Source organism: Olsenella sp. An293 (assembly GCF_002159495.1).
Taxonomy (GTDB): domain Bacteria; phylum Actinomycetota; class Coriobacteriia; order Coriobacteriales; family Atopobiaceae; genus Thermophilibacter.
The window spans coordinates 51,922-76,768 of record NZ_NFIT01000004.1 but is presented as its reverse complement, the minus strand read 5'-3'; the positions used below and the strand labels follow the sequence as shown (position 1 = coordinate 76,768).

Sequence of the window (24,847 nt, the reverse complement as noted above, 5' to 3'; positions counted from 1 at the left end):
AACGCCGTCCCCCTTTGCCTAGGAGGCTCGCCGGGAGAGGTCGCGCTCGCGCATCTCGCTCACCTCGGAGATCACCCAGAATGCCGCCGGGTCGACCTCGGTGATCATCTCCCTGATTGCCCAGAGCTTTCGACGGGGCACCACGCTCAGCAGGGCGCTGCTCTGCTGTCGCGTGTAGCCCTGCTCGATGGGCACCATGGTGACACCGGCGTCCTGCTCGCCCAAGATTCGCTGGCGAATCGTTTCGTGCTCGGTCGAGAAGATGAGCAGCTGGACCTGCGATCGGCCCATGACCATGACTCGGTTCATGACAATGGTGAGCAGGGTGAGCGAGAGTATTCCCAGGAGCGTCTGTTCCGCGTCGGAGAAGGGGAGCTGACAGGCAATCACGCAGCCGTCGATTATCCACAGCAACGCGGACACATTGACGTGCAGGTACTTCTGGGCGATGAGGGCGATGATGTCGGTTCCCCCCGATGAGCCGCCGGCGCGCAGGATGAGGCCGGCGCCCGCGCCCATGAGCGCGCCCCCGCAGACTGAGGCAAGCATGGGGTCCTCGACGAGCCCGCCCAGGGGCAGCGTCTCCAGGAATGCCATGGCGAGCGGGTAGGCAAAGGTGCTCAGAATGGTCGAGGCCGCGAACGCGCGTCCTAGGCACGCCGCGCCGAGAACGAAGAGCGCCATGTTGGCCACGAGCACTACCAGCGAGAGCTGCAGCGGAACGAGATGGGTGACCACGAGCGCAATGCCCGTCGAGCCTCCGAGCACGAGCCCGTGCGGCACGATGAACGCCGTGACGGCAAGGGCCAGAAGCAGGTTGCCAAGCATCAGTGACGCAACCTTGATCAGCTTATGAGACATGATTCTCCGCATCTGTAAATTGGGGACAGTCCTTAATTTACAGATGGATGGCGCCTTTGTCATGGAATCCATTCTCGGAGCAGGGAGCGATAGCGGTCGGCATAGCGGCTCCCGCGCTGCCAGATGAGGCTGAAGTCGTGGTTGATGGCAAAGTCGACAGGAGTGACCTCGACGAGCGTGCCGTCGGCGAGCTGCTCCTCAACGGCGGTTCGATAGAGAAAGCTCACGCCTGCGCCGGCGGCGACGCACGCCTTGATCGTGGGTATGCTCGCGAGCTCGATGACGCCTGCGAAGTCGTCGATGGAGAGGTCGATCGCCGCGAGATGCCGCTCCAGAATCTCGCGTGTGCCCGAGCCCGGCTCGCGCAGGACAAGCTGCCGATCGAGAAGGTCGGTGATGCTCATGGGTCGCTCCCCTGAGGCGGAAACGGCGACAAACGGCTCTCGCGAGAAGGCCTCGCTCTCAAAGGTTTTTCGGTCAAAAGAGCCCTCCACCAGAGCAAAGTCAATCTCGCCGGAGTCGATGAGCGTCACCAGCTCCGCCGTGTTACCCGTGCGCATGAGGACGCGCTCGTGCGGGTGACGCGCAAGGTGGTGCGCCAGCAGCCGCGGTGCCACGTAGTCCGCGACGGTTCGCGTGCAGCCGAGACGTAGAGGCGGGCGCACGTTCTTCTCGCTCTGCAGGGACTCGAGCTCCGCGCGAAGGCGCTCCTCGTCGTTTTCCGCCGCATCGAGCGCGCGATAGAGGAGGCGTCCCGCTTCGGTGGGCTCCACGCCGCGTCCTGTCTTGGAGAAAAGGGCGCAGCCGTAGTGCGTCTCGAGCTGTCTGACGTGCTGCGAGACCGCCGGCTGGGTGACGTGTAGCTGCTCTGCGGCGCGCGTGAAGCTGCCGGAACGGTACACGGCGAGGAACGTGTGCGTGCGGTAGTCGAGCATGCTCGTCCTTATCGACAAACAAATACTTATGAATCCATAAGCAACTGATAGGAACTCATTATAACCGCAGGCCGTAGGCTTGTTTTAGATGGAAGTGCCAACGGGAGGACGTGCGCATGGAGCTCATCAAGGACTTTGGCAAGATGTGGAAGGGCGTGCTGTTTGCGCTGGTCATCGCGGTGCCGGCATGGCTTCTGGGCAAGCAGTTCGAGGTCGTGGGCGGTCCTGTCTTTGCCATTTTGATCGGCATGGTGCTGGCGCTGCTGGTTCCGGCCGAGAAGGGCGAGCCCCTGCAGGCTGGCGTCAAGTTCACCTCCAAGAAGGTGCTGCAGTGGGCCGTCATCCTGCTGGGCTTTGGCCTCAACCTCGCGCAGATCGCGCAGGTGGGTGCCACGTCGCTTCCCATCATCGTGTCGACCATCACCACCTCGCTCGTGGTGTCCTATGTGCTCTGCCGCGCGCTCAACATCCCGGGCAAGATCTCCACGCTCATCGGCGTGGGCAGCTCCATCTGCGGCGGGTCGGCCATCGCGGCGACGGCGCCCGTGATCAAGGCCGAGGACGAGGAGGTCGCGCAGGCCATCAGCGTGATCTTCCTCTTCAACGTGATCGCGGCGCTCGTGTTCCCCACGCTCGGCGGCATGCTCGGCCTCTCAAACGAGGGCTTTGGCCTCTTTGCGGGCACCGCGGTGAACGACACGTCCTCCGTCACGGCTGCGGCCGCTGCTTGGGACGGCATGCACCCGGGCGCCAACACGCTCGACGCCGCCACCATCGTGAAGCTCACGCGCACGCTGGCGATCATCCCCATCACGCTTGGGCTCGCCGTCTGGCAGGTGCGCCAGACCCGTCGCGCTGGCGGGGAGGCCGAGAACACCTTCAGCCTGCGCCGCGCGTTTCCGCTCTTCATCGTGTTCTTCGTGCTGGCGAGCGTGGTGACCACGGTCTTTGCGCTGCCCGCTGCCGTCACCGCGCCCATCAAGGAGCTTTCCAAGTTCTTCATCATCATGGCGATGGCGGCCATCGGCTTCAACACCAATGTGGTGAAGCTCGTGCGCTCGGGTGGCAAGCCGATTCTCATGGGGCTTGTCTGCTGGGTTGCCATCGCGGCCGTGAGCCTGGGCATGCAGCACGTGCTCGGCATCTGGTAGGCGGGACGCTGCCCCATTGCGGCTCACTGCTCCCTGGCGGCATCGAGCGCGCGATACTCCGCGCTCAGCTCGCGGGCCAGCTCTTCTCTCGAGGGCAGGTGGGAGAGATACTTGGCAGCGAACACCTGAACGTTGTCCTCCGGAAGGGTGTACTCAACGAGCGAATCGCTCTTGTCGGCGCTGAGGACGATGCCAATGGGCGGATTGTCTCCCTCGTTCATGAGCTCGCGCGTGTAGTAGTTCACGTACATCTGCATCTGGCCAAGATCTTGATGCGTAAGATCGCCCGTCTTGAGGTCAATCAGCACAAAGCACCGCATGAGATAGTTGTAGAAGACAAGGTCGATGAAGAAGTGGCGCCCGTCCATGGTGATGCGCCTCTGCCGTGCCTCAAAGGCAAAGCCGCGGCCCAGCTCGAGGAGGAACCGCTGCAGGTGCGTGATGAGCGCTGACTCGATGTCCGTCTCGCGGAACTTCTCGTCCTGCGAGACGCCCAGAAACTCGAGGACGTACGGGTCGCGAATGATGTCCTCCGGTCTCTGGGGCGGCTCTTTCTCGAAGATCTCCGCTGCCACGGACTCCTTGTCTCTGCTGGCGAGCAGGCGCTCTCTGAACATGGTGTTGATTTGCCGTTCGAGCTGGCGCGTGCTCCAACCGCTCTCTGCGCACTCGTTCATGTACCAGGTTCGAGCCTCGGTGTCGGGAATGCGCATAAGTCGACGATAGTGAGTCCAACTCAATTCGCTACGCAGTGCGTGGCGAATTGGAAAAGCCAGATAGAACTGGCGCAAATTTCGTAGGTTGGCACGTGTAAAGCCCTTCCCATAGTCGGAAGTAAGCCGGGCGGCAAGCGAGTCAATGAGCGCCTCTCCGTACTCCGCACGCTCCGCGCCGCCCTGCTGCCGCACAATGCTGCGGCCAATCTCTCAGTACGCCTCAACCATGGCAAAGTTGATCGCAGCGTAGGCACGCCTCCGGGCTGCGTCCAGCACACCGGTGATGTACTCGTAGAGCTCTTCAGGCATGATGCTCGTTCCCGCCAGAGTGTTCTTCTCGCTAGGTTCCATTCTGTCCTCCGCTCTCCCGCGCTCATCCGTGAGGAGAGGGTAGCAGGGTGACCGGACAACAATTCATGCGTCTGGGCCTGCGAGAAAACACGTCTCAAAATTACAGTCGGCGTGAGACAGTGGGGGCAGGCTCGTTTGTCTCATTCGGGGAGAATGAGACAAACGAGCCTGCCCCCACTGTCTCACCAAGCTACAGCTGTCGGATTGCGCCGATGAGCGGCAGGTGCGCGTTGATGACGTTCACGATGGGGCCCACGATGACTGCGGCCACGATCGTGCCCACGCCGAGGCCGTTGAGGTAGCCAAAGAAGAGCAGCGAGAGCCCGCAGGCAATGAGCACGAGCGTGGCGTCGAAGCAGAGCTTGCAGGTGCCGAACGGCCGGCCGAGCTTCCCGGCGATCGCGCGGACGATGCCCTCGCCGGGCACCACGATCACGTTGGGCGCCACCTCGATGGAGAGGCCGAAGGCCAGGATGCAGCAGCCGAGCGCGAGCGAGGCCAGCTGGGCGGGAAGCCCCACGGGCGCGAGCCAGGAGAGCAGCCCCATGCTCACGTCGATGAACGCGCTAAAGATGAGGTTGGCCACGATCTGCAGCAGCTGGATCGGCTGGAAATCGCGCCGCAGCAGCGCCACCTGCGCCGCGATGTAGACCATGTTGAGTGCGAAGGTCGTCTCGCCAAAGGTGGGCACGAAGGCGAGGTCGAGCACGTAGGGGATGCTCGAGACCGGTGAGGTGCCGAGCGCGGCCTTGGTGATGAACGCGATGCCAAACGAGTTGATGAGCAGGCCCGCAGCAAAGCAGAGGTAGCGCAGGGCCAGCCTCGCCCGCTCGCCTCCGAGCACTCCCGTCCTACCCGCCTCGATTGCGACCTCACTCATGCGCATCGTCTCCTCTTTCGCTGAAGTTGTCCCGCACACGGACGAGCAGGCGAGCAAGGACGTCGCGCTCCTCATTGGTAAGCCCGGTGCAGGCGATCTCGTCGACCTCGGCCCCGTAGCGCGCCACGCACTCGGCGGCCTCCCATCCGGCTGGGGTGAGCCATACCTCAAGGGCTCGTCGGTCACCCACCTTGGGCCGGCGCTCGATGAGCCCCATGCCCTCCATGCGCCCCAGCACGCCCGTGGCCGTTGCGCGGTCCATCTCGCAGGCTCGGGCGATGTCGCGCTGCAGGCACCCCTCGTTTCCCGCGAGGTACTCGAGCACCTTGGGCTGTCCCGGCATGAGGCCGTGATCGCGCGTCCGTGCGTTCATCGCGTGATTGGCGCGACTGAACGCCACCAGCAGCAGGTGATGAATCGTGTCCGGCTCCACGGGCCCTCCGTAACTAGTTCGCATGCAAATAGTGAGTATACAAACAATTGTGGAGGAGACGTGGCGCCTTACCGGACATGTACGTGTTCCGACCCGCCCGTTCTTCTCGCCTACACCATTGACCTGCTGATTTACGAGAAGGACCGGGCGGTTGGGCGTACGTGTCCTCACGACCGGGCCTCGGAACGGCGCGCGGGTCGCGGGGATCCTCTTTCCCGCGGCCCGCGCGCCTGCTAATGGGGGACAGTCCCCAATTAGCAGGACGTAGCGCCCTGAGCCCACGTGCGCAGCTCGTCTGCGTTGGGGTTGCCGTTGAGCAGCCGCCCCTCCGTGACCGTGGCGCCGGGCGCGAGCGTGGCCATGCGCTGCGGCGCCTTGCCAAGGCCCGAGCCGCCGCTCGTGGCAAACGGCACGACGGTCGTGCCGGCAAAGTCATAGGCCTCGAGGAACGTGTCGATGATGCGCGGCTCGACGTACCACCAGATGGGAAAGCCCACGAAGACGGTATCGTAGTCGGCCATGGTGTCCACGTGGCCCACGATGGCGGGGCGGCACGCCTCGTCGTTCATCTCGAGCGAGCTGCGGCTGGTCTTGTCCCTCCAGTCCAGATCCGCGGCGGTGTAGGGCTGCTCGGGCACGATCTCAAAGAGGTCGGCCCCGATGGCGCGGGCGAGCTCGTTGGCCACATGGGCCGTGGTCCCGGTGGCAGAGAAGTACGCAACAAGGCTGCTCATGATCTGCTCCTATCAATACGCGACGTTACGTCACCTATTGTATACCCACAGATCCGCTTCTCAGGCGCCGGAGCCACGGGACAATCCGTCAGCCGCCGAACATCACCCTTTGTCCTGCCGTATGAAGTGCATCACCAGTGCCACCATCACGTCCTTCTCTTCCGGCTTTGACTCGGCGATGAGGATGGTCATGGCAACGAGCGCGCTGTCGTCGATGACCTTCTCGCCCGTTGACGTAAACAGAGCGCCATTGCGATCGAGAAAGTACAGGAAGACCGCCGCCGCGATGCGCTTGTTGCCGTCGAGGAAGCCGTGGTCCTTCACCACGAAGTAGAGCAGGTGGGCCGCCTTCTCCTCGAGGGTGGGGTAGAGGTCATGCCCGTCGAAGCTCTGGAACACGCTGCCGATGGCGCCCTTGAACGACCCGTCCTTCTCCACGCCGAAGAGCGTGCTCTCTCCGCCAAAGCGCAGGGAGCCAATCACCTCGCGACACTCCTCATAGGTGATTTCGCGCGCGGAGGGCGTGCCCTCGGGCGCCGTCACGCTGAGGTGGTCGTAGTCGTCCAGCAGGTCGAGCGCCGCGGTGTAGCTTTGGACGATGTCGAGGATCTGGCGCGACTCCAGGCTCTCGGGGACGCGCGCCATGATCTTGGCAGCCTGCCCCAGCTGCTCGAGCCGCCGCTCGTTCTCTGCGTGGCCGGCGACGATATAGCGGCGCAGCACGTCCGTGGCTCAGCGGCGGAACTCCACGCCGCGCGCGGACTTCACGCGGTAGCCAACGGAGAGAATCATGTCGAGGCTGTAGTGCTCGACCTGGCGGACAACCTCTCTTGAGCCCTCGGTTTGAACTGTCGCAATTATTGCGACAGTTCGATTCTTGGACCCGGCCAGCTCCTCGCACAGCGCGTTGGCAATGTGCTTGCCAATGGTCTTGACGTCGCGGCCGAAGAGGGTCGCGAGCTGCGTGCGGCTCAGCCAGACGTCCTCCCGTGCCGGGTCGAGCCTCACCGGCAGCTCGACCGCCCCGTCCGCCGACTCAAACAAAACGATGCTCTTCCCCGCGTCCATGCGTACCTCCGTTCTCTCGTTCCGTTGAGAACAAGCGTACGCTATGGACCGGGCAACAATTGAGGGTCGAAAAGCGTCTTGATCGGCTGCGCAGTTGTCAATCGCGTCCGCGGCGCGCGGTGGCCCCTACCGCGTCATGAAAAACAGCGCGATGTTGCTCGCGGCGGAGAGCACCGGCGCGAGGAAGCACAGCAGCGCGCCCGTGACGGAGCACAGCATGCCGATGGCCGTGGTGAGGCTCTTGCGGTAGTCGGCCTTCTTGGCGCGCCGCGCGAGCACGATGCCGGCGATGCCCACGAAGCCGCCGATGACCTGCAGCCAGATGAACGGCGTGAACGCGGTGACGAGCGCGAGCACGCCAAGCACGATGGACACGATGTCCATGGGAACCTCCTCGGGAGCGCATGACGTGCTCAATCATACGGCAAGCGGCGCCCGCGGTACACGCGGGCCGGCGCCGGGCGCAGCTCTCAGCTCTCAGGGAAGCGCAGGGCTGTTAGTCATCCTGCCCGACAAGGTTTGCCAGCAGCTCGGCAAAGAGGGTCGAGGAGACGAAGGAGTCAAGGTACGCGCTGCCGGCCGCGGCATTGTGCGGCAGCACGATGTTTTGGTCCACAAAGTCCTTGAGCGGGTGGTGGTCGGTGAGGCTCACGAGCGCGACGTGCGGACGCATCTCGGGTCGCAGGCCAGACACGGTTGCGAGAAAACCGCTGAACGAGGGATTCTTCGCCGAGAAGATGACATAGGTGTCCTCGTTGTCCACGCAGTGGAGCGACTCCTCCTCCCAGCCGGTCTCGACGAACTCCGATGGGACGGACCTCAACGTGAGGCCGAGCGCAAGAACGCGTGCCGAGATGCTGCTCGCGCCCATGCCGAGCACGTAGGTGCGCCGGGAGGAGCGAATCCTCGCCACGAGATGGCTGACCTCGGCCTGGTCAACCGACTCCTCAATCAGGGAGCTGAGCCTGAAGACGTCCTCTGAGTAGCTGCCCTCGCGCCGGGTTGACTGATCGTGGCTGCGCTGGTAGACCGCTTGGTGCATGGCCATGCGGAAGTCGCCGTACCCCTCGAAGCCCGCGCGCTTGCAAAAGCGGCTCACAGCGCTCTGGGAGAAGCCGTTCACCTCGGAGAACTGCGTGGCGTTGCTTCCGAGGACGGCCTCCGGATGGGCCTTGACGGCCTCGTACACCTCGAGTTCGCGAGCGGTGTAGCTGTCTCTGTGCAGCTCGATGAGGGAGAGGGCATCCATGGGGGACCTCGTTCTCGAATGCAGTGAATGAATGAGCCGTTCACCGATGATGCAAAATGAGAATTAATCATTCAGCACCCTTGCAACTTATGCCCACAATACAACAAAACGCACGCTAAATCATGGTGTTTCCGGTATGTCAGCTCAAACCTGCAGCGAGCGATTGATTGAATGAAATTACCGTTTACCGACGAATGGATGGATGTACCATTCAATACTCGTACTATGGGCCCACGGATGACGCCATAGCTTAGAGACGTTGGGAGAAGGCCATGGTTCACTTTTACACCGAGACGATTTCGGGACACGTTCGTCGCATCTGCGGGAACGGTGACGTCTGCATGTATCTCGTTGAGGGCTCAGACCGCGCCCTGCTCATCGACACCGGCTATGGCGTCGGCGATCTGCGGGGCTATGTCGAGGGTCTGCTCGACGGCAAGCCCTATGACGTCGTGATCACGCATGGCCACATCGACCATGCCGCCGGTGCCGCGCAGTTCGAAAGTTGTCGCATGAGTCCTCTCGACATCGAGATTTACGAGGAGTTCTGCTCCCTCGAGCGTCGCCGCGCCAAGGTCGACTCGTGCGGCCACCCTGACTTCAAGGACGTGGTGCCGGAGGACTTCGCCGGGGTTGACGCAAGCGTCATGCGGCCCCTGGCGGACGGCGACGTCTTCGACCTGGGGGACGTCACCGTCGAGATGATCGCCGTTCCCGGGCACACCCCGGGCATGATGGTGCCGCTCGTCGTGGAGGAGGGCATCGCGATCTTTGGCGATGCCTGCGGCGTGGGCACGCTCATCATGCTGCCCCACTCCACGACGGTCGAGCGCTATCGAGAGAGCCTGCTGCGCCTCAAGGAGCACGAGGGGCGCTATGCCATCGTGCTCCGTCAGCACGGGACCTGCGCCTCGACCAAGCGCGTCCTCGAGGACAACCTGGAGCTCTGCGACCTCGTGCTCGCCGGGAAGGACGCCGCGGAGCCTGCGGAGCATAACGGGGCGCCGTGCCTGCGGGCGGCCAAGACCGACCCCGCGACGGGCCGTCGCGTCGACGGTCGCGAGGGCAACCTGCTCTACCTCGCCGACCGCATTCGCTAGGGTCGGAGCGCACAGAGGGCCGCGACCACGTTGTTCCACGGCCACGGACAAGGATAGGAGAGACATGGAAACCGGAATCATTCACTTCAGGGTCGACGACCGCATGCTGCACGGCATCGTGGCAACCCAATGGGTGCCCATCTCCAAGGCAACGCGCGCCATGGTGGTCGACGGTCCTGCCTCGACCAATGACGTCGTGCGCGCGTCGCTCAAGATGGCCTGCCCGCCCGGCGTTGCCCTCTCGGTCATTGACTGCACCAAGGCGACAAACAACATCCTTGCCGGCAAGTACGCGAACCAGCGCGTCTTCTGCGTCTTCCGCTACATCCGCAGCGCCTACGAGCTGTTCCGCGCGGGAGTTCCCATGCCCCAGCTCAACCTGGGCAACGTGACCCAGAACACCGGCAACGTGACGGTTCTCGACAAGACCGTTCGCGTCTCAGACGAGGAGAGGGACATGCTGCGCGAGATGAGGGATGGGGGTGTGAAGATCACGGTTCGGTTCCTGCCCGGCGACACGGAGCAGGACGTGGGGTCGCTGCTCGGCTAGAGGCGACAGACGCGATTATGGGCAAGGGCAAGCACTGACAACTACGAACAAAGAAGGGGGTCTGTGATGTTCAACGTGTTTCAGATAGTCGTCATCACGCTGTTCACGGCGTTGATGACGTGGCACAAGTACAACTTGCAGATTCTGTACTACGCACAGGTCGTGGGCATCGGAGCGTTCTGCGGTCTTGTGATGGGCGACCTCAACACCGGTCTTCTCGTCGGCGGAACGATGTGCCTCATGAGCCTCGGCCTCGCCGGCTACGGCGGGTCCTCGGTTCCCAACTACCAGCTCGGCTGCATCGCCGGCACCGTCTTCGCCATCGGCATGGGCCAGGCGGGCGACGAGGCGCTCTCCACGGCGCTCGCCGTTGGCGTGCCCGTTGCCGCGCTCGGCGTCCAGCTCGACGTCCTCGGCAAGATGAGCGGCTCGTTCTTCATCCACCGCGCCATGGCGTGCTCCGACAACTGCAACTGGAAGGGCATGGCCACCTGGACCTGGGCGTCCCAGATTGCGATGCTCGGCCTCAACGCGCTGCCGATCGCCATCCTCATGACCGCCGGCTCCGGCGCCGTCGAGATGCTCGTCAACAACTTCCCGGCGTGGCTCTCCACCGGCCTTGACGTCGCCGCGGGCATGCTCCCCGCGATGGGCTTTGCCATCCTGCTGCACTACCTGCCCATCAAGAAGTACGGCTACTTCCTGATCCTGGGCTACGTCCTTGCCTCCTACGCGGGGCTCAGCGTGCTCGCGATCGCCCTGATCGGCGTCGTGATCTGCGTCTACGTGTTCCAGGACCTCGAGAAGGATTCCGCGATGCCGGCCGTTGCCGTTGCTGGGGGTGACATGGAAGATGAGTAACGTCGAGACCACCGGCGCCCAGGCGCCGCAGCAGGGAGTGGAGCGCCTCACCAAGAAGGACCTCTCCCAGGTGCTGCTTCGCTACGTGATGAGCGCCCAGATCTGCTTCAACTACGAGACCATGCAGTCGGCGGGCTGGGTCTGGTCGATGCACCCCGCCATGAAGAAGCTCTATCCGGACGATCAGGTCCTGAGCGAGAAGTACAAGTCCTATTACAAGTTCTTCAACACGCACCCCTGGTTCGGTCGACTGATCCTCATGGCCGCCCTCGCCATCGAGACCACGCGCGACCCGGACGCCACCCAGACGGCGGTCGACGTCCGCACCGGCCTCATGGGCCCGCTCGCCGGCCTCGGCGACTCGATCGTGTGGGTCCTTCTCCCCACGGTCGTGGGGGCCATCGCGTCCTACTCGGCGCTCGAGGGCTCGCTCGTGGGCTGGTTCATGGCCATTGCCGTGAACATCCTGCTCTGGCTCGTGTTCTGGCGTCTGTCCTACACGGTCTACGACAAGGGCATCTCGTTTATCACCGAGAAGAGCCGCTCCCTCGCGCACCTGACAGACGCCTGCGCCATCCTCGGCATCATCGTCATCGGTGCCCTCACGGTCTCGACGGTTGACGTGCACCTCGCGATCTCCTGGACGGTTGGCGACCTCACCCAGAACCTCGACGAGCTTCTGAACGGGATCCTCCCGAGCTTCATGAACCTCGTCACCATGCTTGCCATCTATCTCGGGCTGGACATCAAGGGCATGAGCCCTGGAAAGATGGTCTGGATCGTCATGATCGTCGCCATCGTTCTCGGCGCCCTCGGAATCTGCGCCTAGCACGCGTGAGCCTCGGGTGGGCCGTCATGGGGCGGCCCACCCCCGTTTTTGACAGGAGTCATGATGAAGCTGCTGCTCGTGAGCCACGGGGACCTCGCCGCCGGAATGGCCAGCGTCCTCTCCAACTTCTTTGGGATGAGGGAGGTGTCCTCCGCCTGCGTCTCCATCGAGCGCGGTGCCCAGGGGCTCGCCGAGGACGTCTCGGCGTTCTTCGACGCCTGCGGTGACGAGCAGGTCGTGATCTGCTCCGACCTCATGGGCGGCAGCGCCAACCAGACGGTGATGCCCTGGCTCGAGCGCGAGAACACCGTCCTTGTCGCCGGCATGAACCTCCCGCTGCTCCTTCAGCTCGCCATGGTGACGGGCGACGTCACCCTCGACGAGGTCAGGGGCATGGTCGAGGAGGCGCGTCAGGGCGTCGTCGTCATGAACGACCTCACCTTCGAGATGGGTGATGACGACGAGTAGCGCGGCGGGCCTGCGCGCGGACGTGGCCGCGCTGCTTCGGGCGGACGGGGTCCATCCGGGCCGGGCGGCGCGCGCCAACCTCGCGGGTGCCAGTGCGCTGCTCGAGCAAGACGACGAGGTGCTGCTCGTCCTTCTCGGCGAGCTCTCCGTCTTTCACGAGTTTGTCCCCGTGCCCGAGCGGGCCACGGGCGCGCTGCTCGTGACGGACCGGGGCATTGCGGCGTTTGGGTCGACGTGGGCGACCAAGCTCTCGTGCGCGGGTCGCTGGGAGGACGTCTCGTCGCTCAAGGCCGCCGGCGGGCTGGGCGGCCTGCGCGTCGACGCGGTGGTGTCCGGCACCAAGATGGGCTTTCTCGAGGTCTACGCTGGCAAGCGCACCGACGCCCACCGCAGGACCCTGGCCAGGATCTGCTCGGAGCGTCTGGGAGGAGATGGCGAGAGGTGAGCTACGGGACCGTCATCTTTGCTCAGATCGCCCAGATGTTCGTGCTCATGGCGGTTGGCGTGGCGCTGTTCAAGACGGGGCGCATGGGCGGCCCGGGCGCCAAGGACCTGGGGTCGCTGCTGCTCTACGTCGTGATTCCGGTGGTCATCGTGCGGAGTCTCTGGACCGAGCGCACCGCGCGGACCACGCAGGTCATCGTGGAGACGTTCTTTCTCGCGCTCGCGCTTCTGGCGCTTGCCATCGTCGTCTCGCGCGTGGCGTTTCGCCGCGACGGGCTCCTGGCGTTCTCTTCCGCGTTCTCCAACGCGGGCTTCGTGGGCATCCCGCTCGTCGAGGCCGCGATGGGGGAGGGGGCGGTCATCTACATCGTCTGCATGATCGGGTGGCTCAACGCCCTGCAGGCGAGCGTGGGCGTGCTCATGATCACGGGGGACCGCGCGAGCGTGAGGCCGCGCGCCGTCATGACCAACCCCATCATCATCTCGTTTGCGCTGGGGCTCGCGCTGTATGCCCTGGGCGCGCCCGAACCCGCCTTCGCGAGCGACGTGCTCGCCACGATCGCCGGGCTCAACACCCCGGCGGCGATGATCGTCTGCGGCTCGTATCTCGCCCAGGTGAAGCTGCGGGACTTTGCGACGTCCGGGGGCGTGTGGGCGGTCTGCGGCATGCGCCTGGTGGTGGTGCCGCTGCTCTCGCTGCTTCTGCTCGCCGCGCTCCCGTGGGGCCACGGCGAGGTCGGGCTCGCGCTGCTCATCGCGGCATCCGCCCCCACGGGCGCCAACGTGGCGATCTACGCCGCTCAGTACGAGGGCGACTACAAGACCGCGGTCCTCACGGTCTGCGCCACGACCATCCTCTCGATCATCTCCCTGCCCCTGCTCATCTCCCTGGGAGCTGCCGTCCTGCTCGCCTAGCGGGCGACGCTTCCGCAGGGGCCACACCTGGTCGGCGCCGCGACGCGGCCTGTCGCGGCGCCGACGCAATGCGCCGCAGCTCACGACCTGTGGAGAGGTTCTGGCTCCGGCTGCCGTCGCCGCATAATCCTAGTATTTCGATGGTATTAAAGTAAGAGTATCCGCCCCCCGAACACGAAACGAGGGACATGAAATACTGGAGCATCACCGCAGCTCAGACCATCGAAAAACTCTCCTCAAACCCGGACTACGGGCTCACCGGCCAGCAGGTCAAAGACCTCACCGCCCAGCATGGGCCCAACGAGTACCAGCAGGCACGGCCAGAGTCCCTGCCCTCCATGGTGCTCCGGCAGTTCAAGGACGTAGCCAACCTCATCCTGCTGCTCGCCGCGGGGCTCTCTCGCACTGGCGGTGCGCGAGGGCCACGGCTACGTGGAGCCCGTCGTCATCCTGGCCGTCATAGCCATGAACGTCGTTTTGGCCGTGACGCAGGAGCGCGGCGCCGAGCGCGCGCTCGATGCCCTGCGCGACCTCAACAGCCCCACCTGCCTCGTGCTGCGCGACGGCGTGCGCGCGGAGGTCGACACCGTGGCCGTGGTGCCCGGGGATGTGGTCCTGCTCAAGACCGGCGACCTCGTGCCGGCGGATGCGCGCCTCATCGAGTCGACGGGCCTCGCGGTGGACGAGTCCTCGCTCACCGGCGAGTCCGAGCCGGCGGAGAAGGACGCGGATGCCCTCGCGGAGAGGGACGCCCCCGTGGGTGACCGCGCGAACATGGTCTTCTCGGGCTGTCTCGTCACGGCGGGCAACGCGCGCGCCGTGATCACCGCCACGGGCATGGCGAGCGAGATGGGACGCATCGCCTTCTTCCTGAACGACGCCCAGAAGATGCAGACGCCCCTGCAGCGCAGGCTCGCCCGCGTGGTGCACGGGGTGAGCGCGGTCGCCGTGCTCGCCGCTGCGGCCCTGTTTGCCACCGGTCTTCAGCAGGGCGAGGAGTTCTGGGCCATGATGCTCGCCGCGGTCTCGCTGGCGGTGGCGGCCGTGCCGGAGACCCTGCAGCTCATCGTCACCCTCACGCTCACGCGCGGCGTGCGCAACATGGCCGAGCGCCACGCCCTCATCCGCAAGCTCCCTGCGGTGGAGACGCTGGGCTCGACCTCGGTCATCTGCTCGGACAAGACGGGGACGCTTACGCAGAACCGCATGTCCGTGCGGCGCGCATGGGTGCCGGGTGCGCCGGCCGTGCAGGTGGGGGAGCACGCGGAGGACCCGCGGGCGCTGGTTCTTCTCCGCCGCCTTGCCCTTGCGAGCAACGCTACCATCGAGCCTGACGGCAAGGGTGGCGAGAAGATCGTGGGCGACGCCACGGAGACCGCCATCGTGCGCCTGCTGGCGGCGTCCGGCGAGACGCGCGAGGCGCTGCTGGCGGAGCTCCCGCGCGTGGGCGAGGTGCCCTTCTCGTCCGCCCGCAAGATGATGACGAGCGTGCACGCGCTACCGGACGGCCGCTTCCTCGTGCTCACGAAGGGCGCCTTCGACCGGCTGCCCTTTGCGCCGGCGAGCGACGCGGAGCTCGCGGAGCGCCAGGCCGCCCACGACGCCTTTGCCCACGACGCGCTGCGCGTGATCGCGCTGGGCAGCCGCGTGGTGGATGCGCTCCCCGCGGACGGCGAGCTCGAGGCCCTCGAGCTCGACCTCGCCTTCGAGGGCATCGTTGGCCTCATAGACCCGCCGCGCCCGGAGGCTGCGGAGGCCATCGCGCTCGCGCGACGCGCGGGCGTGCGCACCGTCATGATCACGGGCGACCACGCGGCGACGGCCGGCGCCATTGCGCAACAGCTGGGGCTCATCCGCGCCGGGGCGCCCGTGGTCACGGGGCGTCAGCTCGCGGCGATGACCGACGAGGAGCTCGTGGAGAACGTGCGCGCGTACTCCGTCTACGCGCGCGTCTCCCCGGAGGACAAGATTCGCATCGTGGAGGCGTGGCAGGAGCAGGGCGAGGTCGTCGCCATGACGGGCGACGGGGTGAACGACGCCCCGGCCCTCAAGGCCGCCGACGTGGGCGTTGCCATGGGCCGCTCCGGAACCGAGGTCGCCAAGGCCGCGGCGGACATGGTCCTCACGGACGACAACTTTGCCACCATCGTGGAGGCGGTGCGCGAGGGGCGCAACGTCTTCTCCAACATCAAGCGGACCGTCTACTTCCTGCTGGCATGCAACCTCTCGGAGATCGCCGTCATGCTGGGCGCCCAGCTCATGGGCTGGGGCACGCCGCTCACCCCCGTGATGCTGCTGCTCATCAACGTGCTGGGCGACGGCATCCCCGGCCTCCACCTCGCCAATGACGTGAGCGACGAGCGCATCATGGCGCGCCGGCCGATCGGCCGCACGGAGAGCTTCTTCTCGGGCATCACGCGCGTCATCGCGCTGCAGACCGTGGCGTTTGCGGCGGTGGGCCTGCTCGCGTTTTGGCTGGGCGCCTTCGCGTGGCTGCCGGGCGGGGAGGGGCCGTCGCTCGAGGCGGGACAGACCATGTGCTTCCTCGTGGTGGCGTTCACCAGCGTGCTGCACGTCTTCACGGTCCGCACGCGCGGCTCGGTCTTTCGCCGCACGGCGCGCGACAACATGCCGCTCGTGTGGAGCGCGCTCGGGGTGATCGCGGCCTTCTCGGCGCTCGTGCTGGCGGAGCCCGTGGGCGCGGTCTTTGGCCTGGCGCCCATCGGGCCCTTCAGCTGGGCGTGCTCGCTCGCGCTCTCGGTGGTGCCCACCCTCGTGGCCGAGGCGTTCAAGCTCTGGGACAACCGTCACGAGACCTGGCTCTACCGTCGGCGCCTCGTGCGCCACGAGAACCGCGGCGAGGAGTAGCGGACGCAAAGAGGCGGCGAGAAGAACGATCCTCTCGCCGCCTCGCTCACCTGGCGCACCTGCACGTTGGGGACTGTCCCCAACGTGCAGAACTAGCCGGACAGGCCGCTCACCACGCTCGCGAGCGCGATGACCACGCCCACGATCGACTCGCCGCCGAGCACGCCGGACGCCACCACGACGCCCTTCTCCTCCGCGCCCTCTGCCGTCTCGCCGCCGCGCGCCGCGCAGACGCGCTCGTAGGCCCACTTGACGCCCGCGCCGAGCGCCGCCGTGAGGGACATGTAGAACGGCAGGTAGACGCCCAGGCCAAACATCATTGCCGGCAGCCCCGCCCAGTAGAGGGCCACGCCGCCCAGAAGCCCGATCACAAACCCGGGCACGCTCGGGATGCCGGAGACCATCGTCGCCACCACGCTCGCCTGCGCGGAGACAAACAGCTGCCCCGGGCCAAACGCACCCGTGCCGTAGGCGGCGACCAACGTGCACAGCACTGCCACGGCCACCACGGTGCCCAGAAGCGCGCCGATGGCCTGGCCCACCCACATCGCGCGCGGGCTCGAGCCAATGATCGCGCCGGTCTTGAAGTCGCTCATGACGTCGCCCGCGAGGCCGCACGCCACGGCCACCACGCCGGCAACGTAGAAGAGCTGCACCTGGCTCGCGTCGGAGAAGGCCGCGACGGCAAGCAGCACAATGAGGCCAAAGATCTCCATCGGGTCGATGCCCGTCTGGCCCACGGACTGAGCGCTCATGATCGTGGTCACAAAGGCGAGAAGAACCACCGCCACGGCCACGACCGGCCCCAGGTCCAGCCCGATGCACACGAGCAGCGCCGCCGCCGCGACCATGAGCGCGAGCGTGCCGCGCTCGAGGCGGCTCCAGCCGCGGGCGCCGTTGCCCTTCTCGCCCGCCGCGTCATCCGTCGTCGCGTGCCCGCGCAGTAGCTTCGCCGCGTGGGGCAGGATGTCCTTGAGGACCACGCCTGCGCCCGAGCCCATCATGAGGCCCATGCCCAGGCTGGAGACGATCCCCTGCGCGGTGGCAACGTCGCATAGGCCCGCGGCGGGGCCGCCCACTATGATGCCGAAGTTGCCCACGAGCGCGCCCAGGAACCAGAACGCCACGGCAAAGCCGCCCACGAGAAAGCCCACGGCGAGCATCTGCGGGGAGTTGTAGATGCCAAAGCTCACGCCGGGGATGGGCAGCTGCGCCAGCAGCGTGGGCATGAGGCCGAGCGCGTCTCGCGCGACGCACCAGAGCCCCGCGAGGCCCATCGAGCCAAAGAGGCGCCTGCCCGTCACGCCGCCGGTCTGGGTGGCCATCAGCGTCTCGGCTGCGGCGGTGCCGATGGGGTACTCGAGGTCGGACTCGTCGACAAAGCGCCGGCGGATCGCCGCGGTGCACACCAGGCCCAGCAGCGTTCCGGAAAGCGCCACGACGAGCATCTCGACCCAGCTGACCTCGTCGGCAAGGCCCAGCATCCAGATGCCGGGGATGGTGAAGGCCAGGCCGCCGGCCACCATGGAGCCGGCCGACATCACGATCTGCGTGACGTTGGCCTCGTTGAGGCTGCGGTGCCCGAAGGCACGCAGCAAGAACAGCGCGACGATGGAGGTGAAGATGGTCGGCCACGGCAGCGCGCCCAGCTTGAGGGCGGTGTAGACCGAGGACGCCGTGATGATGACGCAGCCGAGGCACCCGATGGCAATGCCCACGGGGCTCAGCTGCCCGCGCCACGAGGCGCGAGAGCCCTTCTCGCTCATATGTGCTCCTTCGAATATCCGCTCCCCCTGGCGGGGAGTCGGGTTTCTGGGACCGTCTGATTATGGCAGAAGCCGGCGCGCCGAGGCGTTTGGCCCATGAAGTAAAATCGAAGGCGGTTGACGGCAAGGTCTCGTTCGCTGGGTCGCGCCTCCCGGAAGGGAGGTGAGCCCCATGGAACTCCTGACTGAAATCCTGAAGCTGGCCGGTACGCTGCTCGGCCTTGTCAACGGAGTCTTGACGTTCCTGTCCAAAGCGAGCAGGTCCAACGACGAACATGAGTCGGGCCGCTAGCCTAGCGAACTAGCGACCCGCTCCACTCATATCCGGCGCGACCCAGCCCATCACAGCGGGCCTTGCCATCATCCATAGTATACCCATTCCCCGACCCCTTTTCTTGAACCGGGGGCTTCTTTTGGAGGACGCATGGCGCGTGACGAGAACAGCGTGGCCGAGAAGAACCTGCTTGCCGTGGACGTGGGCAACACCCACACGCGGCTCGGGCTCTTTGTGGGCGACGAGCTCGCGAGCACCTGGGAGCTCACCACCCGCGGGCGCCTCACCGTGGACGAGGCGCGCATGCAGCTCGCGCAGGCGCTCTCGCTGATGGGGGAGGGCGTTCCGGGGGAGGCCATCCTCGCCTGCGTGGTCCCCACGCTCACCGACGTCTGGCGCCGCGCCCTGACCGCTGCGTGCGGGACCCGACCGCTCGTGGTGGGGCCGGGCCTCAAGACGGGTCTCAAGATGCGCTATGACGACCCCTCCGAGGTGGGCGCGGACCGCGTGGCCGACGTTCGGGCCGCCCGCGAGGGCTATGGTGCGCCCGTCGTGGTGGTTGACCTGGGCACGACCACCAACTTCGAGGTCGTGGACGCCGAGGGGACCTTCGTCGGCGGCATCATCGCGCCCGGCGTGGCGCTGGGGGCCCGCTCGCTCTCCGCGGCGGCGGCCCGGCTGCCCATGATCGAGCTGCGCGCGCCGGCCGCGGTCATCGGGCGCAACACGCGCGCGGCGATGCAGTCGGGCGTGGTGCTCGGCGAGGTCGCGCGGATCGACGGTCTGCTGGACGCCGTGATGGCGGAGCTCGGCGAGCCCGCGACGGTCGTTGTCACCGGGGACGGCGCCGAAGCGATTTCCGCGCTGCTGCGCCACGACGCGCAGGTGGACGCCACGCTCACCCTGCGCGGGCTTTGGAGCCTCTGGCGGGCGAACCGCCGCTAGCCGCGCAGGCGGCAACCGTTGCCCAGAAAAAGACGTTCGGCAGCCGCCTGACTCGGGCTTGCCTGGCCAAGGGCGTTTATGCTCGCCAACAGTTGTAAATCAGCAGGTAGACGGCGCCAGCGCCACGCTTGCCACCAGCCTGCGGCATATCTAAACACTTCTAAACAAAGAACGTCAAAAACGAGCGAACCTCGTGTAAACACAATCTAAACATAACGTTTACAGACGAAAGTCTGCCGCTCGGCGGGTTGAACGGTTTGCCCTCGGGTTGGCAAGGCGTAAAAAAAGCTTAGCGAATGCGGGACCAGAAGGCGCATAGGAGGGGCCGCCGGACCGCCCGCCCTTTGCATGGCAACAAGAGGCTGTTCATAAGACAGCGTTGCGTGTCGTCCAAAGGGGAGTAGCTACGAGGGGCCCTCTCACCTGCGACCGGATGCGTTCCTGGGGTTTGCCGAATAAGTAAACAGTCCACGATTGTTTACTTGTGGTTTGGTAGAGCTGCCGCAAGGCAGGAATGAACGTAAGGTTCAAGGAAGGGGAAAGGGAACATGAGCATTTCGAGAAGGAACTTCCTCAAGGTCGCGGGTGGCACAGCTGGCGTCTTCGCGCTTGCGGGCTGCAACAACACCACCACCGACGACGGCGGCGACGAGGGCGGCGAGGAGCAGGCCGGCGGCGAGCTCATCTCCGTGGGCATCATCAACAACGACCCCAACGAGTCCGGCTACCGCACCGCTAACGACAAGGACATGAAGGAGACCTTCACTGAGGAGAACGGCTTTGCCGCTGAGTTCGCCTACAGCATGAAGAACGAGGAGCAGATCGCCTCCGCTCAGCAGTTCATCCAGAACGGCGTCAAGTACCTGCTCGTCTCCGCCGCCGACACCGCCGGCTGGGACACCCCGCTCCAGGACGCCCTGGACGCCGGCACCCAGACCATCCTTTTCGACCGCGTCGTCGACGCTGACGAGTCCCTCTACGTGGCCGCCGTCGTCTCCGACATGGACGCCGAGGGCCAGACCGCCGTTGACTGGCTGACCGACCAGGCCCTCGACACCTACAACATCATCCACATCCAGGGCGTCATGGGCTCCGCCGCTCAGGTCGGCCGCACCGGCGCTCTGAACGCCGCCGTCGAGGCCAACGACAACTGGAACCTCGTCGTCCAGCAGACCGCTGACTGGAACGCCGAGACCGCCCAGCAGATCACCCAGTCCGTCATCGACTCCGGCCAGGAGTTCAACGTCATCTACGCCGAGAACGACGACATGGCCCGTGGCGCCGTGGCCGCCCTCGATGCCGCCGGCATCACCCACGGCAAGGACGGCGACGTCATCATCATGGGCTTCGACCACAACACCTGGGCCCTCGAGGAGGTCATGGCCGGCAACTGGAACTACGACGGCCAGTGCAACCCCTACCAGGCTTCCACCATCCTCGAGATCATCGACAAGCTCGAGGCCGGCGAGGAGGTCACCGAGAAGAAGATCATCATGGAGGAGGGCTACGCCGACTGCGAGACCATCACGCAGGAGTACATCGACGAGAACGGCATCTAATCGCCATGACTCAGCATCTCTGACAGATTGACTGTACGAAGGGGCGCGGCGCGACTGGCACTACGCAGACGCCGCGCCCCTTCTTTCGAACAAGGAGGTGAACTACCGGTGAAAGAGAACCACCTCGTTGAGATGAGGGGCATCTGCAAGTACTTCCCTGGCGTGAAGGCCCTGCAGAACGTCGACTTCACGCTTCGCCCGGGCGAGGTCCACGCCCTCATGGGCGAGAACGGCGCGGGCAAGTCCACGCTCATCAAGGTCCTGACCGGCGTCTACGAGAAGGACGGCGGCGACATCTACCTCCAGGGCCACGACGGCGCGGTCTCCATCAAGTCCCCGCAGGACGCGCAGGACGTGGGCATCGCCACCGTGTACCAGGAGATCACGCTCTGCCCCAACCTCACCGTCGCTGAGAACATGTACATCGGCCGCGGCCACTCCAAGGTCGCCAACTGGAAGCAGATGTACACCGACGCCGACAAGATCCTGCAGAACCTCGGCATCCCCGTGAGCGCCAAGCAGCAGCTCGGCAGCTGCTCGATCGCCATGCAGCAGATGGTCGCCATCGCGCGCGCCGTCGACATGGACTGCAAGGTCCTCATCCTCGACGAGCCCACTTCGTCGCTCGACGAGTCCGAGGTCGAGAAGCTCTTCGGCATGATGCGCCAGCTCAAGGACCGCGGCGTCGGCATCATCTTCGTCACGCACTTCCTCGACCAGGTCTATGAGATCTGCGACCGCATCACCGTCATGCGCGACGGCCAGCTGGTCGGCGAGTACGAGATCGAGAAGATGCCGCGCGTCGACCTCGTCGCCGCCATGCTCGGCAAGCAGATGGACGACATGGCCGACATCAAGGGCGACTACGAGACCTACGCCGGCGCCGACGCCGACCAGATGGTCTACGAGGCGACCGGCCTCAAGAGCAACGCCGCCGTCTACCCCTTCGACTTCCACATCAAGAAGGGCGAGGTCACGGGCTTCACCGGTCTTCTCGGCTCCGGTCGCTCCGAGTGCGTGCGCGCCATCTTCGGCGCCGACCACGTCACCGGCGGCTCCGTCAAGAAGTCCGGCAAGGACGTCAAGATCTCCAAGCCGCTCGACGCCATGAAGCAGGGCATCGCCTACCTGCCCGAGGACCGCAAGGGCGACGGCATCATCGGGTCGCTCTCCGTCCGCGAGAACATCATCCTCGCGGCCCAGGTGCTCCGCGGCTTCCTCAAGCCCTTCTCCAAGGCCGAGACCTACAAGATCGCCGACGAGTACATCAAGCTCCTCGACATCAAGACCGCCTCTGCCGACACGCCGATCGCCTCGCTTTCCGGCGGCAACCAGCAGAAGGTCATCCTGGCCCGGTGGCTGTTCACCCACCCGGACTACCTGATTCTCGACGAGCCCACGCGCGGCATCGACATCGGCACCAAGGTCGACATCCAGAAGCTCGTGCTGCAGCTCGCGTCCCAGGGCATGAGCGTGACCTTCATCTCCTCGGAGCTCGACGAGATGATCCGCACCTGCTCGAGGCTCGTCGTCATGCGCGACCGTCACGTCGTCGGCGAGCTCTCCGGCTCCGACCTCAACCAGAACAAGATCATGAGCACCATCGCAGGAGGTGAGGCAAAGTGACGATCGAGAAGACCAAGGACGACAACATCCTGAAGCGCCTTCTTCACAGCCAGATGATCATCCCGATCGCGGCCCTTCTCGCGCTCGTGGTGTTCAACCTCATCGCTGACCCGTCGTTCTTCGCCATTACGATCAACCAGGACTCCACCGGCAACTCGGTTCTTGCCGGCCAGCTGATCTCCATCCTCAACAACGGCTCCGAGCTCGCGATTCTCGCGATCGGCATGACGCTGGTCACGGCGGCCACCGGAGGACAGGACATCTCCGTCGGCGCCACGATCGCCGTCGCCGGCTCCGCCATGCTCGCCGTGCTCTGCGGCGGCAACATGCGCCCCGACACGCTGGCGGCCCCGATCATCGTGGCCTTCCTCTTCGGCGTGGTCATCGCCATGGTGTGCGGCGCCTTCAACGGCGTCATGGTCGCCGTCTTCAAGGTGCAGCCGATGGTCGCGACGCTGATCCTCTACACCGCCGGTCGCTCCATCGCCGCGTGGATCAACAACAACGCGCTCCCGATCATCCCGACCGACTCCGGCTTTGGCGTCTTCGGCGGATTCATCCCCGGCGTGCCCATCCCCACGCCCGTGTTCATCGCCATCGCGTGCTTTGTCGTGATCTTCCTCGTGCTCAAGTTCACGAGCCTGGGCCTCTACGTCCAGTCCGTGGGCATCAACGAGAAGGCCGCGCGCCTCAACGGCCTGAACCCCACGTTCATCAAGTGGCTCACGTTCGTGATCCTCGGTGTGTGCGTGGCCGTGGCCGCCCTCATCAAGGTCAGCCGCATCTCCACCATCAACTACCAGACGATCGCGGCCGACATCGAGATGGACGCCATCCTGGCCGTCGCCCTGGGCGGCAACGCGCTCTCCGGCGGCAAGTTCAACATGGGCTCCTCCATCCTCGGCGCCTATGTCATCCAGTTCCTCACCACCACGCTCTACAAGTTCAACGTCGCCTCCGCCGCCCTTCCGGCGTACAAGGCCGTCGTCGTCATCATCCTCGTGGTGCTGAGCGCCCCGATCGTGCGCGCCAAGCTCTCCGCGATCTGGAAGAAGATCCGCAGTCCCAAGCAGGCAGAAGTGGAGGCGGTGAAGTAAGATGGCAACCCTCAAGCTCAAGAAGTCCGAGGGCGCCGGCAAGCGCGCCATCACGGACACCAACCTGCTGCTCACCATCACCATCGTCGTCTTCGCGGTCATGTACATCGGAGCCATGCTGTTCCTCGGCCGCGGCTTCCTGAGGTGGCAGACGTTCTTCAACATCCTCAACACCAACGCGTCGCTCATCATCACGGCCATCGGCCTCTCGATCGTCATGATCTGCGGCAGCATCGACATCTCCGTCGGCGGCGTCGTCGGCCTCGTCACCATGTGCTGCGCGGTCAACCTCGACTACCAAGGCGGAAGCCCCGTCACCGCGCTCGTCATCGCGCTCGGCATCGGCCTGGCCTTTGGCCTGGTCCAGGGCTTCCTGGTGGCGTACCTGGAGATTCAGCCGTTCATCGTCACGCTGGCAGGCATGTTCTTCGCCCGCGGCCTGACCACGATCATTCACGCTGAGCCGTTCAACGTGGCCAACGAGGCGTTCCTCGCCCTCAAGGACACCCGCATCACGATCCCGTTCCTCGGGTCGGTCAACAACTCCGGCAACTTCACCGCGGCCTACATGGAGATCGGCGTCGCCGTGGCGCTCGTCCTCGTGGTCCTGGCCTTCGTGATGCTGCGCTGGACGAGCCTCGGCCGCAGCTTCTACGCCCTCGGCGGCAACCGCCAGAGCGCGCTGATGCTCGGCATCAACACCAAGCGCTCGCTGTTCCTCGCGCACCTCATCAGCGGCCTGCTCGCGGGCATCGCCGGCTACGTGTACATCATGCACTCCGCCTCCGGCGCCGTCACCAACGCCGACGGCATGGAGATGAACGCCATCGCGGCCTCCATCATCGGCGGCACGATGCTCTCCGGCGGCGTGGGCAACATCATCGGCACGTTCTTCGGCGTGCTGTCGCTCGGCACCATCCAGAACATCGTCTCCTCCGCCGGCTTCACCGACGCGTGGTGGGCCAAGATCACCGTCGCCGCGATGATCTGCCTGTTCCTCGTCATCCAGAGCATCGTCCTCGCGCGCAAGAAGCAAACGGAGTGACGTTGCCTCTCCTGAGGTAACGAGTCCTTCCTTCCCTTCCCTCCGCCCCGCCCCCTCGTGGGGCGGGGCCCCGGGGTCGGAAGGGGCGGTTGACAAACGAGTCTGGTTGACAAAAACGTCTG

26 protein-coding genes and 1 pseudogene are annotated in these 24,847 nt (G+C 65.4%); 14 read left to right on the top strand and 13 right to left on the bottom strand.

The features are described 5' to 3' along the window. Window positions 1-18: 18 nt before the first annotated feature. Both B5F85_RS03410 and B5F85_RS03405 read right to left on the bottom strand, forming a co-directional pair. On the bottom strand, window positions 19-861 hold the full coding sequence (locus B5F85_RS03410) for a YitT family protein (protein ID WP_158094554.1): 843 nt from the start codon (window positions 859-861) through the stop codon (window positions 19-21). A 59-nt stretch (window positions 862-920) separates the two neighbouring features. Beyond that, window positions 921-1,796 carry a LysR family transcriptional regulator gene (locus tag B5F85_RS03405; protein ID WP_087314419.1) on the bottom strand — a complete coding sequence of 292 codons (876 nt, stop codon included), beginning with the start codon at window positions 1,794-1,796 and terminating at the stop codon, window positions 921-923. 116 nt (window positions 1,797-1,912) lie between these two features. On the opposite strand from B5F85_RS03405, the gene B5F85_RS03400 reads away from it, so the two are divergent. After that, a complete protein-coding gene (locus B5F85_RS03400; protein WP_087314418.1) occupies window positions 1,913-2,947 on the top strand; it encodes a YeiH family protein in 1,035 nt (344 codons plus the stop codon). Window positions 2,948-2,970: 23 nt separating this feature from the next. On the opposite strand, the gene B5F85_RS10855 is transcribed toward B5F85_RS03400, so the two are convergent. The 10 genes and pseudogenes from B5F85_RS10855 to B5F85_RS03365 all read right to left on the bottom strand — a co-directional run bounded on the left by B5F85_RS10855 (window position 2,971) and on the right by B5F85_RS03365 (window position 8,378). Next, window positions 2,971-3,522, bottom strand: a complete 552-nt coding sequence (locus B5F85_RS10855) for a DUF1016 domain-containing protein (RefSeq protein ID WP_239386659.1) — start codon at window positions 3,520-3,522, stop codon at window positions 2,971-2,973. A 39-nt stretch (window positions 3,523-3,561) separates the two neighbouring features. Further along, a pseudogene (locus B5F85_RS10850) lies at window positions 3,562-3,870 on the bottom strand (DUF1016 N-terminal domain-containing protein); the annotation flags it as partial. A 3-nt stretch (window positions 3,871-3,873) separates the two neighbouring features. Continuing rightward, on the bottom strand, window positions 3,874-4,014 hold the full coding sequence (locus B5F85_RS10845; protein ID WP_239386646.1) for a hypothetical protein: 141 nt from the start codon (window positions 4,012-4,014) through the stop codon (window positions 3,874-3,876). 190 nt (window positions 4,015-4,204) lie between these two features. After that, on the bottom strand, window positions 4,205-4,894 hold the full coding sequence (locus B5F85_RS03390; protein ID WP_087314644.1) for a DUF6198 family protein: 690 nt from the start codon (window positions 4,892-4,894) through the stop codon (window positions 4,205-4,207). Continuing rightward, entirely contained in the window at window positions 4,887-5,327 is a 441-nt protein-coding gene (locus B5F85_RS03385) for a MarR family transcriptional regulator (protein ID WP_158094553.1), read from the bottom strand. Before B5F85_RS03385 ends, B5F85_RS03390 begins: the two co-directional genes overlap by 8 nt. A 254-nt stretch (window positions 5,328-5,581) precedes the next feature. Next, the gene (locus B5F85_RS03380) at window positions 5,582-6,064 is read right to left on the bottom strand and encodes a flavodoxin (protein ID WP_087314415.1); all 483 of its coding nucleotides are present in this window, start codon (window positions 6,062-6,064) and stop codon (window positions 5,582-5,584) included. 99 nt (window positions 6,065-6,163) lie between these two features. Then, window positions 6,164-6,784, bottom strand: a complete 621-nt coding sequence (locus B5F85_RS10840; protein ID WP_239386644.1) for a type II toxin-antitoxin system death-on-curing family toxin — start codon at window positions 6,782-6,784, stop codon at window positions 6,164-6,166. 9 nt (window positions 6,785-6,793) lie between these two features. Then, on the bottom strand, window positions 6,794-7,129 hold the full coding sequence (gene rhuM / locus B5F85_RS10835; protein WP_239386642.1) for a RhuM family protein: 336 nt from the start codon (window positions 7,127-7,129) through the stop codon (window positions 6,794-6,796). A gap of 126 nt (window positions 7,130-7,255) precedes the next feature. Next, window positions 7,256-7,513, bottom strand: coding sequence for a hypothetical protein (locus tag B5F85_RS03370; protein WP_087314412.1), 258 nt, complete (start codon window positions 7,511-7,513; stop codon window positions 7,256-7,258). Between the two features lie 112 nt (window positions 7,514-7,625). Continuing rightward, window positions 7,626-8,378 (bottom strand): SIS domain-containing protein, encoded by a 753-nt coding sequence (locus B5F85_RS03365; protein ID WP_087314410.1) that lies wholly within the window; start codon window positions 8,376-8,378, stop codon window positions 7,626-7,628. Between the two features lie 272 nt (window positions 8,379-8,650). Here B5F85_RS03365 and B5F85_RS03360 point away from each other — a divergent pair, with 272 nt between their 5' ends. From B5F85_RS03360 to B5F85_RS03320, 8 genes are all read left to right on the top strand, one after another. Beyond that, on the top strand, window positions 8,651-9,478 hold the full coding sequence (locus B5F85_RS03360) for an MBL fold metallo-hydrolase (protein WP_087314408.1): 828 nt from the start codon (window positions 8,651-8,653) through the stop codon (window positions 9,476-9,478). 64 nt (window positions 9,479-9,542) lie between these two features. Continuing rightward, window positions 9,543-10,028 carry a PTS sugar transporter subunit IIB gene (locus tag B5F85_RS10645; RefSeq protein WP_158094552.1) on the top strand — a complete coding sequence of 162 codons (486 nt, stop codon included), beginning with the start codon at window positions 9,543-9,545 and terminating at the stop codon, window positions 10,026-10,028. Between the two features lie 66 nt (window positions 10,029-10,094). After that, complete coding sequence (locus tag B5F85_RS03350) at window positions 10,095-10,889, top strand: PTS sugar transporter subunit IIC (RefSeq protein ID WP_087314406.1); 795 nt, start codon at window positions 10,095-10,097, stop codon at window positions 10,887-10,889. Next, complete coding sequence (locus B5F85_RS03345; protein ID WP_087314404.1) at window positions 10,882-11,718, top strand: PTS system mannose/fructose/sorbose family transporter subunit IID; 837 nt, start codon at window positions 10,882-10,884, stop codon at window positions 11,716-11,718. The genes B5F85_RS03350 and B5F85_RS03345 overlap by 8 nt, the downstream gene beginning before the upstream one ends. 63 nt (window positions 11,719-11,781) lie before the next feature. Next, window positions 11,782-12,186 carry a hypothetical protein gene (locus B5F85_RS03340; RefSeq protein ID WP_158094551.1) on the top strand — a complete coding sequence of 135 codons (405 nt, stop codon included), beginning with the start codon at window positions 11,782-11,784 and terminating at the stop codon, window positions 12,184-12,186. Then, the gene (locus tag B5F85_RS03335; RefSeq protein ID WP_087314400.1) at window positions 12,173-12,631 is read left to right on the top strand and encodes a hypothetical protein; all 459 of its coding nucleotides are present in this window, start codon (window positions 12,173-12,175) and stop codon (window positions 12,629-12,631) included. Before B5F85_RS03340 ends, B5F85_RS03335 begins: the two co-directional genes overlap by 14 nt. After that, window positions 12,628-13,545 carry an AEC family transporter gene (locus B5F85_RS03330; protein ID WP_087314398.1) on the top strand — a complete coding sequence of 306 codons (918 nt, stop codon included), beginning with the start codon at window positions 12,628-12,630 and terminating at the stop codon, window positions 13,543-13,545. Before B5F85_RS03335 ends, B5F85_RS03330 begins: the two co-directional genes overlap by 4 nt. A gap of 432 nt (window positions 13,546-13,977) precedes the next feature. Continuing rightward, the gene (locus B5F85_RS03320) at window positions 13,978-16,413 is read left to right on the top strand and encodes a cation-translocating P-type ATPase (protein ID WP_087314397.1); all 2,436 of its coding nucleotides are present in this window, start codon (window positions 13,978-13,980) and stop codon (window positions 16,411-16,413) included. 92 nt (window positions 16,414-16,505) lie between these two features. On the opposite strand, the gene B5F85_RS03315 is transcribed toward B5F85_RS03320, so the two are convergent. Beyond that, window positions 16,506-18,179, bottom strand: a complete 1,674-nt coding sequence (locus B5F85_RS03315; protein WP_087314395.1) for an OPT/YSL family transporter — start codon at window positions 18,177-18,179, stop codon at window positions 16,506-16,508. A 424-nt stretch (window positions 18,180-18,603) separates the two neighbouring features. Here B5F85_RS03315 and B5F85_RS03310 point away from each other — a divergent pair, with 424 nt between their 5' ends. From B5F85_RS03310 to B5F85_RS03290, 5 genes are all read left to right on the top strand, one after another. Further along, a complete protein-coding gene (locus tag B5F85_RS03310; protein ID WP_087314393.1) occupies window positions 18,604-19,398 on the top strand; it encodes a type III pantothenate kinase in 795 nt (264 codons plus the stop codon). Between the two features lie 548 nt (window positions 19,399-19,946). Next, entirely contained in the window at window positions 19,947-20,957 is a 1,011-nt protein-coding gene (locus B5F85_RS03305) for a substrate-binding domain-containing protein (protein WP_087314391.1), read from the top strand. Window positions 20,958-21,065: 108 nt separating this feature from the next. After that, window positions 21,066-22,583 (top strand): sugar ABC transporter ATP-binding protein, encoded by a 1,518-nt coding sequence (locus B5F85_RS03300; protein ID WP_204204618.1) that lies wholly within the window; start codon window positions 21,066-21,068, stop codon window positions 22,581-22,583. Continuing rightward, window positions 22,580-23,680: an ABC transporter permease gene (locus B5F85_RS03295; RefSeq protein WP_239386640.1), complete on the top strand. Its 1,101-nt coding sequence runs from the start codon at window positions 22,580-22,582 to the stop codon at window positions 23,678-23,680. Before B5F85_RS03300 ends, B5F85_RS03295 begins: the two co-directional genes overlap by 4 nt. A 1-nt stretch (window position 23,681) precedes the next feature. Next, window positions 23,682-24,725 carry a sugar ABC transporter permease YjfF gene (locus B5F85_RS03290; protein ID WP_087314389.1) on the top strand — a complete coding sequence of 348 codons (1,044 nt, stop codon included), beginning with the start codon at window positions 23,682-23,684 and terminating at the stop codon, window positions 24,723-24,725. Window positions 24,726-24,847 lie beyond the last annotated feature (122 nt).

Bases quoted from the DNA above. Each gene is read 5' to 3' on its own strand.
- B5F85_RS10845 (WP_239386646.1), bottom strand. From the start codon at position 4,014: ATGGAACCTAGCGAGAAGAACACTCTGGCGGGAACGAGCATCATGCCT.
- B5F85_RS03350 (WP_087314406.1), top strand. From the start codon at position 10,095: ATGTTCAACGTGTTTCAGATAGTCGTCATCACGCTGTTCACGGCGTTG.
- B5F85_RS03390 (WP_087314644.1), bottom strand. From the start codon at position 4,894: ATGAGTGAGGTCGCAATCGAGGCGGGTAGGACGGGAGTGCTCGGAGGC.
- B5F85_RS03345 (WP_087314404.1), top strand. From the start codon at position 10,882: ATGAGTAACGTCGAGACCACCGGCGCCCAGGCGCCGCAGCAGGGAGTG.
- B5F85_RS03365 (WP_087314410.1), bottom strand. From the start codon at position 8,378: ATGGATGCCCTCTCCCTCATCGAGCTGCACAGAGACAGCTACACCGCT.
- B5F85_RS03410 (WP_158094554.1), bottom strand. From the start codon at position 861: ATGTCTCATAAGCTGATCAAGGTTGCGTCACTGATGCTTGGCAACCTG.
- B5F85_RS03340 (WP_158094551.1), top strand. From the start codon at position 11,782: ATGAAGCTGCTGCTCGTGAGCCACGGGGACCTCGCCGCCGGAATGGCC.
- B5F85_RS03310 (WP_087314393.1), top strand. From the start codon at position 18,604: ATGGCGCGTGACGAGAACAGCGTGGCCGAGAAGAACCTGCTTGCCGTG.
- rhuM (WP_239386642.1), bottom strand. From the start codon at position 7,129: ATGGACGCGGGGAAGAGCATCGTTTTGTTTGAGTCGGCGGACGGGGCG.
- B5F85_RS03335 (WP_087314400.1), top strand. From the start codon at position 12,173: ATGACGACGAGTAGCGCGGCGGGCCTGCGCGCGGACGTGGCCGCGCTG.
- B5F85_RS03400 (WP_087314418.1), top strand. From the start codon at position 1,913: ATGGAGCTCATCAAGGACTTTGGCAAGATGTGGAAGGGCGTGCTGTTT.
- B5F85_RS03370 (WP_087314412.1), bottom strand. From the start codon at position 7,513: ATGGACATCGTGTCCATCGTGCTTGGCGTGCTCGCGCTCGTCACCGCG.
- B5F85_RS03405 (WP_087314419.1), bottom strand. From the start codon at position 1,796: ATGCTCGACTACCGCACGCACACGTTCCTCGCCGTGTACCGTTCCGGC.
- B5F85_RS03305 (WP_087314391.1), top strand. From the start codon at position 19,947: ATGAGCATTTCGAGAAGGAACTTCCTCAAGGTCGCGGGTGGCACAGCT.
- B5F85_RS03360 (WP_087314408.1), top strand. From the start codon at position 8,651: ATGGTTCACTTTTACACCGAGACGATTTCGGGACACGTTCGTCGCATC.
- B5F85_RS10645 (WP_158094552.1), top strand. From the start codon at position 9,543: ATGGAAACCGGAATCATTCACTTCAGGGTCGACGACCGCATGCTGCAC.
- B5F85_RS03315 (WP_087314395.1), bottom strand. From the start codon at position 18,179: ATGAGCGAGAAGGGCTCTCGCGCCTCGTGGCGCGGGCAGCTGAGCCCC.
- B5F85_RS03290 (WP_087314389.1), top strand. From the start codon at position 23,682: ATGGCAACCCTCAAGCTCAAGAAGTCCGAGGGCGCCGGCAAGCGCGCC.